Source organism: Saprospiraceae bacterium, assembly GCA_016709995.1.
Taxonomy (GTDB): domain Bacteria; phylum Bacteroidota; class Bacteroidia; order Chitinophagales; family Saprospiraceae; genus JADJLQ01.
Map to the genome: position 1 here is coordinate 969,634 of JADJLQ010000002.1, position 12,489 is coordinate 982,122.

General features: G+C 45.5%; 3 protein-coding genes. All 3 read left to right on the forward strand.

Annotated elements, in window-relative coordinates; translation table 11 throughout:
- Positions 1-5: 5 nt before the first annotated feature.
- Genes IPJ09_18225 through IPJ09_18235 form a run of 3 tightly spaced genes read left to right on the forward strand, consistent with a single transcriptional unit; the run spans position 6 to position 11,027 of the window.
- Complete coding sequence (locus IPJ09_18225) at positions 6-2,270, forward strand: hypothetical protein (protein MBK7373334.1); 2,265 nt, start codon at positions 6-8, stop codon at positions 2,268-2,270.
- A complete protein-coding gene (locus IPJ09_18230; protein MBK7373335.1) occupies positions 2,185-8,793 on the forward strand; it encodes a DUF11 domain-containing protein in 6,609 nt (2,202 codons plus the stop codon). Before IPJ09_18225 ends, IPJ09_18230 begins: the two co-directional genes overlap by 86 nt.
- 23 nt (positions 8,794-8,816) lie before the next feature.
- Positions 8,817-11,027, forward strand: coding sequence for a hypothetical protein (locus IPJ09_18235; protein MBK7373336.1), 2,211 nt, complete (start codon positions 8,817-8,819; stop codon positions 11,025-11,027).
- Positions 11,028-12,489: the final 1,462 nt, after the last annotated feature.

A 12,489-nucleotide genomic window follows, 5' to 3' on the forward strand; every position in this document is an offset into this window, starting at 1 on the left:
CTAGAATGAATCTTTCTCGCGCATTAAAACCATTGACTTCAAGGCTTTCAAAAATCCATTGGTTGGTGATGATCGTATTATTGTTGGTCCTCGGCTCCTTTGCTGCCAATATGATATTCCGGTACCATCAGGAGGAGTTATTTTTTATTCCCCCATGCAATCCGGGCGATTTAGGTGGTCAGGTCTGGTCTGACAACAATTTCAATGGCATCAGGACAGCAGGAGAAGTAGGAGTACCTGGCGTCGAAGTAAGACTGTACGATGATGGTGGATTGGTGGGCTCCACGACGACCGATACCGTGGGTAAATATTCATTTGGAGTACTAACTAATTATCCATATCGTATTGAGGTCATCACTAATCTAGACAAAACTAAGTTTGGTACTAATAATAATACAACCGTACAGTTCGTCACTGCACCTACCTGTACAGCCGATGTTGGACTTCGAACAATCGGAGCATGTGATACGGCGGGACTCAATATATTCGTACCCTGCTTTATCCTGGGTGCGGCCTCAAGTCCTGGTACCAGGCAAGCTTTGGTTCGATTTAGATATATTACTACTCAAGGGACTGATGGAGACGGCACTTTAACCCCTAATTCTTCCGCAAGACCGGTGCCTTTTACAGTCGCTGACTATAGTGAAACCGGTACGACCTATGGACTTGCATTCGATCGCTCAAAACAAATATTGTACTCTGGTGCATTTTTGCGGACCAGAACGCCATATAAAGACTTTGCTACCGCGGCAGGCGATACTGCAGCGCCAGGTCAGATATTCAGAATCACCAGTCCTAATGGTGCATCGCCTGTCGTATCCGATTATGTAAATCTCAACACTATATTTGGAGCAGGGACAGCCGGCAAAAACACTCATCCAAATCCACTGGTCAACAATGCATTGTGTAGTAATTTCTGGAACCATGATACAATCAGTCGCCCGTTTGTTTCCAAGACTAGTTTGGGTGATCTTGAGATGTCTGCCAATGATTCGATCTTGTATGTAGTCAATATGCATGACAAACAATTGTATGCTATACCGACCACGGGTCCATTAAATAGTGGTACTATCCAAAGATGGCCTATTCCTACTTCTGGTTCCGGTGATGTTGGATCAATCTCAAAACCAGCTATAGGACCTCTTTCTGTAGATGTGCGGCCAATGGCTTTAGGGGTGAATCCTTACAATGGTAAACTCTATGTTGGTGCTACTTACTCTGCTCAGACTTCTCAGCTCGCGAGTGAGCTCAGAGCTTATGTCTGGGAGTTTGACGGTGCAGGAGGCTTCACCATGGTGCTAAATGAAAGTTTAAACTATCCAAGGAAAAATGATCCGTTTCATCCCTGGACGGATGTAGATACTTTTGGAAACTATAGGATAGGAGCTCCTTTTAACGACGGAGGAGGCTTTCATGCGGAGCCATTGTTAAGTGATATTGCTTTCGATGGTATGAATATGATACTTGGTATAAGGGACAGATATGCTGATAAGACACCCGGAGCGTGTAAATTTGCAAATGATCCTCCTTATCCAAGATCACATGGCGATATTTTGAGAGCTTGTTATTCTGGTGGTATATATACATTGGAATCAGGCGGATCTTGCGGAGGAGTTACGACCGCTGGATCAGTCCGATCTCACGGTCCTTCTGGGCCCGGCGGAGGAGAGTTTTATTATGGAGATGACTATTCAGGTGATGGAGATGATTATATCGGCCCGAATGGGGCAAGTAGCCCGGATACTGTCGGTGAATCGACGCAGGGAGCCCTATTAGTTTTACCTGGGCAAAACCATGTCATTTCAACTGCGTTTGATGCTGTAAATGAAACTTCTGCTGGTGCAGAACGTGATGATAATTATAATACAGGAGGCGTAGTAAGATACAATAATACTACTGGGTTCTATACAGGTGCTTACGATGTGTATCTATCTGGTGATGATGCAACTTTGGATAAAGCCAATGGATTGGGTGATATAGAAGCAGGTTGTGGATTACCACTCATCCAAATAGGCAATTATGTCTGGGAAGACACGGATCTGGATGGAATACAAGACCCGGGAGAGGACTCGATCCCAGGAGTTATTGTATCATTGTTTTCTAGCTCAGGGACTTTCATCAAGTCTACGACAACCAATATGATAGGTCAGTATTATTTTGATAGTTTAAGGACAGATAGCAGTTATGCAATCGTTTTTGGCCCAGATGGTAGCAGGAGCTCAGTATACTCCTGCTACGGATATACTTTTGGTAGGTGGCAAATCCTATAAACTCACCGTGTCCAATACTGGTACAGGCGTCGCACCAGACTTAAATGATTCAGATCCTTATGATACTTCAGTGGTGGGTGTTCAGCCATGGGTTGGTTACCCGGTTATTTTTTATCGTTCTGGTCAGCAGTCTGATCATAGCCTGGATGCGGGATTTTATTTGCCTAACCAGGATATAGTGGATGTAGCTATGAGAAAAACCATAGCAGACACTTTAGGTAATGCAGTATTAGAATATGGTGATACGATAAAATTTGCGATAAAGATATTTAACCAGGGGACAGTACCAATAGATAGCCTGGTAATCAATGACAGTGTACCCAATGGATATACGTTTGTAACTCCTTCGGGAGCCATCAATCAAGGATGGGTATTTAGTGGCAGTGAAGCCAATTATACCTGGGGCAGGACACCGATGGATACCTTAGAGTCTGGTGACAGTGCCATAGTCTGCATCTGGTTGCAGGTCAATTCAGTGGCAGCAGGTATGTCAGCAGACTATACTAACCGTGCAGAGATCAGCAAAGCCTACGGCTTAGGCGGTGTGGATGTAAGTAGCCAGGATATAGACAGTCCATTAAATGATAATTATGGGGACAATGGCGGGGGTAATCCTGGCAGTCCTGCGGATGATGCAGTGACTGGCAATGGTACAGGAGCTCCAGGCACGAGTGTGCCCGGGACAGACCAGGACAATGCAGACCCGGCTCAGCTCAATATAGTGGATGTAGCTTTGAGAAAGACCGTAGCAGACACTTTAGGCAATGCAGTCCTGGAGTATGGCGACACGATAAAATTTGCAATCAAAGTATTTAATCAGGGATCCGTGCCTATAGATAGCCTGTTGATCAATGATACTATACCCAATGGATATACCTTTGTGACGCCTTCAGGGGCGATCAACCAGGGATGGGTATTTAGTGGCAATGAAGCCAATTATACCTGGGGCAGGACGCCGATGGATACTTTGTTGTCCGGAGACAGTGCTACCGTGTGTATATGGTTAAGACTTACTTCAGTTCCAGCTGGAATGAAAGCAGATTATACAAACCGTGCAGAGATCAGCAAAGCCTATGGATTGGGTGGAGCCGATGTGAGCAACCAGGATATTGATGGCGTCTTAAATAGCAATTACGGAGACAATCCCGGAGGTCAGCCAGGCAGCCCTGCAGATGATTTTGTACGAGGCACAGGTACTGGAGCTATTGGAGATGGTGTAGCAGCAACCGATGTGGATCATGCAGACCCTGCTCAAATTACGATAGTGGATGTAGCTTTGAGAAAAACCATAGCAGACACTTTAGGTAACGCAGTGTTAGAATATGGCGATACTATAAAATTTGCAATAAAAATATTTAACCAGGGATCCTTACCGATCGATAGCCTGGTGATCAATGACAGTATACCCAATGGATATACTTTTGTAACTCCTTCGGGAGCTATCAATCAAGGATGGGTATTGAGTGTCAACGAAGCCAATTATACCTGGGGCAGGACACCGATGGATACCTTAGAGTCTGGTGATAGTGCCATAGTCTGCATCTGGTTGCAGGTCAATTCAGTAGCAGCAGGTATGTCCGCAGACTATACTAACCGTGCAGAGATCAGCACAGCCTATGGCTTAGGCGGTGTGGATGTAAGTAGCCAGGACATAGACAGTCCATTAAATGATAATTATGGGGACAATGGAGGAGGCAATCCGGGTAGTCCTGCGGATGATGCAGTGACCGGCAATGGTACAGGAGCTCCAGGCACGAGTGTGCCCGGGACAGATCAGGACAATGCAGATCCGGCCCAGCTGAATATAGTGGATGTAGCTTTGAGAAAGACCGTAGCAGACACTTTAGGCAATGCAGTCCTGGAGTATGGCGACACGATAAAATTTGCAATCAAAGTATTTAATCAGGGATCCGTGTCTATAGATAGCCTGGTGATCAATGATACTATACCCAATGGATATACCTTCGTGACGCCTTCAGGAGCGATCAACCAGGGATGGGTATTGAGTGGCAATGAAGCCAATTATACCTGGGGCAGGACGCCGATGGATACTTTGTTGTCAGGAGACAGTGCTACCGTGTGTATATGGTTAAGACTTACTTCAGTTGCAGCTGGAATGAAAGCAGACTATACTAACCGTGCAGAGATCAGTAAAGCCTATGGATTGGGTGGAGTCGATGTGAGCAACCAGGACATTGATGGCATCCTAAATAGCAATTACGGAGACAATCCCGGAGGTCAGCCAGGTAGCCCTGCAGATGATTTTGTACGAGGCACAGGTACTGGAGTTATTGGGGATGGTGTAGCAGCAACCGATGCGGATCATGCAGACCCTGCTCAAATCACTATAGTGGATGTAGCTATGAGAAAAACCATAGCAGACACTTTAGGTAACGCAGTGTTAGAATATGGCGATACTATAAAATTTGCAATAAAAATATTTAACCAGGGATCCTTACCAATAGATAGCCTTGTAATCAATGACAGTATACCCAACGGATATACGTTTGTAACTCCTTCCGGAGCCATCAATCAAGGTTGGGTATTGAGTGGCAGTGAAGCCAATTATACCTGGGGCAGGACACCGATGGATACCTTAGAGTCTGGTGATAGTGCCATAGTCTGCATCTGGTTGCAGGTCAATTCAGTAGCTGCAGGCATGTCAGCAGACTATACAAACCGTGCAGAGATCAGCAAAGCCTATGGCTTAGGCGGTGTGGATGTAAGTAGTCAGGACATAGACAGTCCATTAAATGATAATTACGGAGACAATGGCGGGGGTAATCCTGGCAGTCCTTCCGATGATTCGGTGACAGGCAATGGTACTGGAGCACCGGGTTCGGGTGTTGCTGGTACAGACCAGGACAATGCAGATCCGGCAGAAATAAGGATTGTGGATGTAGCTTTGAGAAAGACTGTAGCAGATACTTTGGGCAACGCAGTTTTAGAATATGGAGACACCATAAAATTTTCGATAAAAATCTTTAACCAGGGATCAGTACCGATCGATAGCCTGGTGATCAATGACACGATACCCAATGGATTTACATTTGTGACTCCTGCCGGAGCCATCAATCAGGGATGGACAATGGCAGGCAATGAGGCTAATTATACCTGGGGTAAAACTCCCAATGATACATTGATATCTGGAGATAGTGCTACAGTTTTTATTTGGTTAAAACTTAATGCACTACCCTTGGGAACGAAAGCAGACTATACCAACCGGGCAGAGATCAGTAAAGCATATGGTTACGATGGAGTCGATGTGAGTAATCAGGATATTGATGGAGTGCTGAACAGCATTTATGCAGACAATCCCGGAGGGCAACCAGGCAGCCCTGCAGATGACTTTGTTGGAGGGACAGGCGCAGGCACAGTTGGAGATGGAGTGGCGGCTACGGATGCAGATCACGCAGATCCGGCTCTGATCACTGTAGTCGATTTTGCATTGCGAAAAACGATTACTACACCAGGCCCATATGCTATAGGGGACACCGTAAATTTCTTGATAACCATTTATAATCAAGGTAACATATGTGGTGATAGTTTCGTGATCAATGATTATGTACCCTCTCATTTAAGCCTGAGTCCTGTACTAAACCCTGGATGGAGTGGGTCGGGAGTAGCTTACACCAGCAATTATGTATTGAGCGATACCATTTGTACGGGTGATAGTGTCGCCATTCCTGTGAAATTAATAGTTTTGGCAGGAGGTTTAAACATTCAAAGCTATACCAATCATGCTGAGATAAATTCGGTTAAAGGTATTGTCGAACCAAATAACCCGTACGGAGCAGTTCAGATTGGGGATTTAGATATTGATAGTAATCCCGATAGCAACCCAACAAATGATAATGGTGCTGATGCGTCAAATGCAGTCAATAATCCGGCTGATAATGTAATTACGGGTACCGGAGGTGTTCCCATGATGCCTGGTACCACACCTGGTATAGATGAAGACGATGCAGATCCGGCTTATCTACCTATCCATGATGTGGCCTTGATTAAGATCAGGTCAGGATCAGGCACGGTAGATATCGGTGATCTCATCACCTTTGAAATAAGAGTTTACAATCAGGGCAATCAATCATTGGATAGTCTGAAAGTGACAGATTATATTCCGGCAGGTTATAGTTTTGTATCCAATAATGGTTGGACTCCTTCGGGTATGAACGCTTGTCTGGATACTTTATTAGCACCTTTAGATCAGGTAGCTCCAGGTGATTCTATCTCATTTTTTATTGATCTCACGATAGCTCCGGGAGCCAATAATGGCAATCTTATCAATGTGGCTGAAGTAACTTCGTCACGGGATGTGGGAGGTCTCACCGAAGCAGATGATCCGGATAGTAACCCGGATGGCCTCGCCAGTGGTGGTGGCGCGATCAATACGGGAAGTGATAATTCAACGGGAGGTAATGGTTCCGGTGCGCCAGGTGATCCTAACTCTGGCTTAGATGAAGATGATGCGGACCCAGCTTCCGTCCAATTAACACAATATAGTATTGGTAATATAGTCTGGCTGGATGCGAACAACAACGGACTTAAAGACAATACAGAATCTGGGCTCAATAATGTATTGGTGATCCTGCATTATTACGATCCGAATACGATGAGCTGCATGGCGGTGGATAGTCAGTTTACAGATGCAATGGGTGGATATTTGTTTGATACGCTGATAGCAGGACAGTACCTGGTAGAGATAGCGGCGATCAATTTTGCACCTGGTGGACCGTTAGAAGGATACGCCAGCAGCAGTGGCAACGGAGCAGATGACCTGACCTCAGGTGCATACGAAGCTGCCCCGGACCCGGATAATGATATAGACAGTGATGACAATGGTACGCTGAATGGTAACCTCATGTTTCCAGGAGCAGTGTTTTCCGATACGTTGGATTTATTTGGAGGCGAACCAATAGCGCCAAATGATACAGCAGGACTTGATGACAACAGTGGATCATTTGATGAAAATAGTAATCTTACAGTAGACTTTGGATTTGTACGCATGCACACGATAGGCAACCAGGTGTGGATTGATGCGAATAATAATGGCTTAAAGGATGCTTCTGAAATCGGGATCAGTAATGTATTGGTGATATTACATTATTATGACCCAATTGCGATGAGTTGCACGGCAGTGGATAGCCAGTATACAGGTGGGGCAGGTGGATACCTGTTTGACAGTCTGATCGCGGGTAAGTACCTTGTAGAGATAGCAGCTATCAATTTTGCACCAGGTGGACCATTAGCAGGATATGTATCGAGTACAGGCAATGGAGCAACTAATTTGAGCGCAGGACCGTATGAAGGGGCACCGGATCCGGATAGTGATATAGACAGTGATGATAATGGTACGAAGAATGGGAACATCAATTTCCCTGGATCAGTGTTCTCTGATACGTTGGATTTGAATGGCAATGAACCAATTGCTCCAAATGATACTGCAGGGATAGATGATAATAGCGGAGCTTTGGATGTCAATAGCAATCTGACAGTAGACTTTGGCTTTGTACCATTACACAGTATTGGCAATCAACTATTTGTAGATGCGAACAATAACGGGAAAATGGATATGGGAGAATCAGTGATCCCGGGTGTCAAAGTGATCTTACATTATGTGGATACGACGGGCGGTATGTCAGTATGCGTGACGATAGACAGTGTGGACACCGACTCGGATGGAAAATATGTATTTGATAGTTTGATCGCCGGTCAATACCTGGTAGAGATCCCCGCGAGCAATTTTGGTCCGGGCAAACCTTTAGAAAATTATAATAGCAGTACAGGAGGAGGAGCAACCAATACGACCAGCGGCCCGAATGAAGTACCCGGTATGCCGATCGACGCAGATACGCCGGCAGATAGTACAGATCATGGAGTTTTCGTACCGACAGGACCGTTTGCAGGGGGTGTGATCAGTGACACCCTTCACCTGGGAGAAGACGAGCCGACCAATGAACCTTTTGATACGACTGCACCGGATATGAATAGCAACCTGCATATGGACTTTGGCTTCATCGAGTTACATAGTTTAGGGAATCTGGTATGGGAAGATGCGAATAATAATGGCCTGTATGATGGAGGTGAAACACCGTTGGCCGGAGTGATAGTAGAATTACATTATTATAATCCAGCCACCATGGATTGTGAGCTGATAGGCTACGATACGACAGATGTCAATGGATTATACTTATTTGATACTTTATTAGCAGGCAAGTACATTTTAGCCCTTTCAGCATCCAATTTTGTAAGTGGAGGAGCCTATGGAGGGTATATCAGTAGTACGGGCGGATTGTCAGATCTGACTACGAAAATAGGAAGTGCCTACGATGACCCTGCAGGTCTCACCAATGATCCGGATGCAGTACCATCCGATCTGGATGACAATGGCATCACCAATAAATATGGAGTAGGACCATTAACCGGTTTGATAGCTACGGACACGATAGATTTGGGCAATGGAGAGCCATTGAATGAAACCCATACAATGACAATACGACTACAGATATCAATAACAATCTGACCGTAGATTTTGGTCTCCTACCCATGCACAGCATAGGCAATCTGGTATGGATTGATGCCAATAACAATGGCCTGGTAGATGGAGGAGAAATGGGTATACCGGGAGTAGAAGTGGTGCTGCATATAGTGACCCAAAGTGGATGTGTAGCAGTAGATACGCAGAACACAGACGGGGCAGGAAAATACCTGTTCGATACCCTGATAGCGGGAGATTATATCGTCGAGATCACGGCCTATAATTTTGCAATGAGTCTACCGTTGGAAAAATATGCCAGCAGTACAGGAGGGGGCTCTGATCTGACGACTAAGACAGGCAGTCCGTATGAAGACAAAAATGTACCCAATGATCCGGATGATGATACAGACAATGATGACAATGGTATTCGAGGTGGCAATACCAATTTTGCCAGCTCGGTGACCAGTGATACGATTTCACTGAATGGCAATGAGCCCACCACCGAAATCGATGGTAGCACAGGATCGACCGACACCACCTACGATATGAGTGGAGCCAGAAACATCAATAGCAATCTGACAGTAGACTTTGGCTTTGTACCCCTGCACAGTATTGGCAATCAACTATTTGTAGATGCGAACAATAACGGGAAAATGGATATGGGAGAATCAGCGATCCCTGGAGTCAAAGTGATCTTACATTATGTGGATACGACGGGCGGTATGTCAGTATGCGTGACGATAGACAGTGTGGACACCGACTCGGATGGAAAATATGTATTTGATAGTTTGATCGCCGGTCAATACCTGGTAGAGATCCCCGCGAGCAATTTTGGTCCGGGCAAACCTTTAGAAAATTATATCAGCAGCACCGGAGGAGGAGATAATACGAGTACAGGGCCGAATGAAGTGCCCGGTATGCCGATCGATGCAGATACACCGGCAGATAGTGTGGATCATGGAGTTTATGTTCCATCAGGATCATTTGCAGGGGGCATCATCAGCGATACCTTGCACCTGGGAGAGGACGAACCTACGGGTGAGCCGTTTGATACAACCGCGTTGGATGCCAACAGCAATCTGCATATAGACTTTGGATTTATGGAGATCTTCAGTCTGGGCAATATGGTGTGGGCAGATCGCAATAATGATGGATTGTATGACCCGTCCCGTGAACAGGTCATCAGCGGCGTAGTCATGGAACTTCATAAAGTCATTGATACTGTAGATGAAGAAGATACGCCTGTTACGATATGCCGGTTGATAGGATATGATACGACGGATGCCAATGGATTGTATGTGTTTGACAGTTTACTCATGGGGCGATATATCGTCGCTATCTCAGGAAGCAATTTTGCACCAGGGGGAGCCTTGGCAAAAGGATTTGCCAGCAGCACGGGTGATGGTAACTCGTATGATCCTGTGAATGGACCGTATGAAGATCAAACGAATGCCAACTGGATGGATCAAACTACAGACAATAATGACAATGGATCTTTAATGAATGCACCTGGAAGTCCCATAGATGGACTGATTGCTTCTGATACGATAGACCTTGGAGATGTCCCAGAGCCATTGGCAGAGAATCCTTATAATGATACCACGGTGACAGATGATCACAATAATCTGACCATCGATTTTGGATTGATACCGTTAAACTCCATTGGAAACCAGGTATGGTGGGATGCCAATAATAATGGTGTATATGACCGGGGCACAGAGGTTCCATTGGATAGTGTTGAGGTCGTATTGCATTGGTACAATGAATTGGCCATGTCTTGTGTGGCCCTGGATACCACATTGACAGATGGCACGGGCAGATATTTATTTGGGTATTTATTGGAAGGAAAATATATTATAGAGATTACCGCTAAAAACTTCCAGGCTGGGGGCGCATTACAAGGATTTGCCAGCAGCACGGCAGGGTATGATTTGACCAGTGGACCATATGAAGGGGGCAATCCGACATTGACTGATGGGGATAGGGATGTAGATGATGTAGACCATGGTATAACTAATCTCAACAATACATTCCCTATAGGCTCAGTGGCGAGTGATACGGTGACAATCACCTCTGGCAAAGAGCCTTCTATGGGAGCAGAGTTTGATCCTGAATATGATACTACGGGGGCGCCATATTCACCAGGCAATACTTTGATGCACAATACGCCGGATAGTAATAGTAACCTGACGATAGACTTTGGTTTTGCACCCTTACACAGTATTGGCAACCAGGTATTCCTGGATTATGTCAACAATGGTGTTTTTGATCAAGGGTAGATGAGGCTCCATTTGGACCGGTGAAAGTAGTGTTACATTATGTGGATACGACGGGCGGAGTGGTCACCTGTATCGCTCTTGATACAACGTATACCGATGTCAATGGCTTATATTTATTCGATAGTTTACGAGCAGGCAGGTATATCGTAGAGATCGCGCCAGACAATTTCGCACCAGGAGGACCACTGGAAGGATTCTTAAGTTCTACAGGCGATCCAGGAGATTTAAGCAGCGGGCCATATGAAAATCCGGGAGCACCGTCAGGCAATAGCGATATAGACGGGGATGACAACGGAGTAAAGGACAGATATCCTGGCTTCCCGGCAGGATCAATTCTATCGGACACGATTGATCTGGATGATAATGTTGAACCATTGGCAGCCATGGAGACATCAGTTCCATCCAATGATAGTAGTGGGGCTTTAGACAATAACAGCAATCTGACGATAGACTTCGGATTCTTAGTACCCTGCGAAGAGTTGACCTGTATCGCAAAAGTCAATATCAGCATGGATGAAAACTGTCAGCATTGTCTGTCAGCCAAAGATGTACTGAAAGCTAAATATCTGCTGCCGGACAAGTTTTATATCATAGAAATTTTTGCAGGCAATATTAAACTACCCTCGAATTGTATTGGTAGAGAATGGTTGGGATATAGCTTGACTTATAAGATTACCAGCAAGTTTCCATGTGATGAGAATAGCTGTTGGGGCACATTGAAAGTAGAGGATAAGTTGGGGGCAAAGCTCGATTGTAGACCTGACACGATCACCTGCTTCGAGTTGGCATCGCTACCAAAAGGAAGTTACAGCGTGAAAGACAATTGTGGCGACTCCTCTAAAGTAGTGATCGCAAGTGAAGTATACACTGACTATGGTTGTGATAGTGCTACGCTGCTAGGCAAAGTGACCCGTCAGTTGATCGCATCCGATCAGTGGGGGAATAGCAATAGCTGTACGAAGGAATACTTTATCGCTAAGATTACATTAGATAGTGTAGTATGTCCAAGAGATACCTCCGTAGATTGCAGCATAGCCGAAGTGAATGGAGTAAGAATCACGGATCCGGCCCGCAGCAAAGCGCCCATGGTCAAAACCAGCAAAGGGTTAAAAGCATTGTGGCCTAATAGCTCCACCTGCAAGTTGACGGTGGGCAAACAAGATGATTCGATCGTGGTCTGTGGCGGAGGGTATAAGATCTTGCGCACCTGGATCATCACCGACTGGTGTACCGGCAGAGATACGATCTGTAAGCAGACGATAGCGGTGGAAGACAAGACAGCACCGATCGCGAGAGATACTGTATTAGCAACCAAAGCAGCTGATCCACACGATTGTCGGGCATTATTTGACTTGAAGAAACTGCCAGTGACCGATTGCAGTGAGGTGACCCAAAGCTATAGATATCCTTATCTGGACGAAGCTACAGGAGCCACCAGGATAGCGAATGGCAGCTTGCCAGC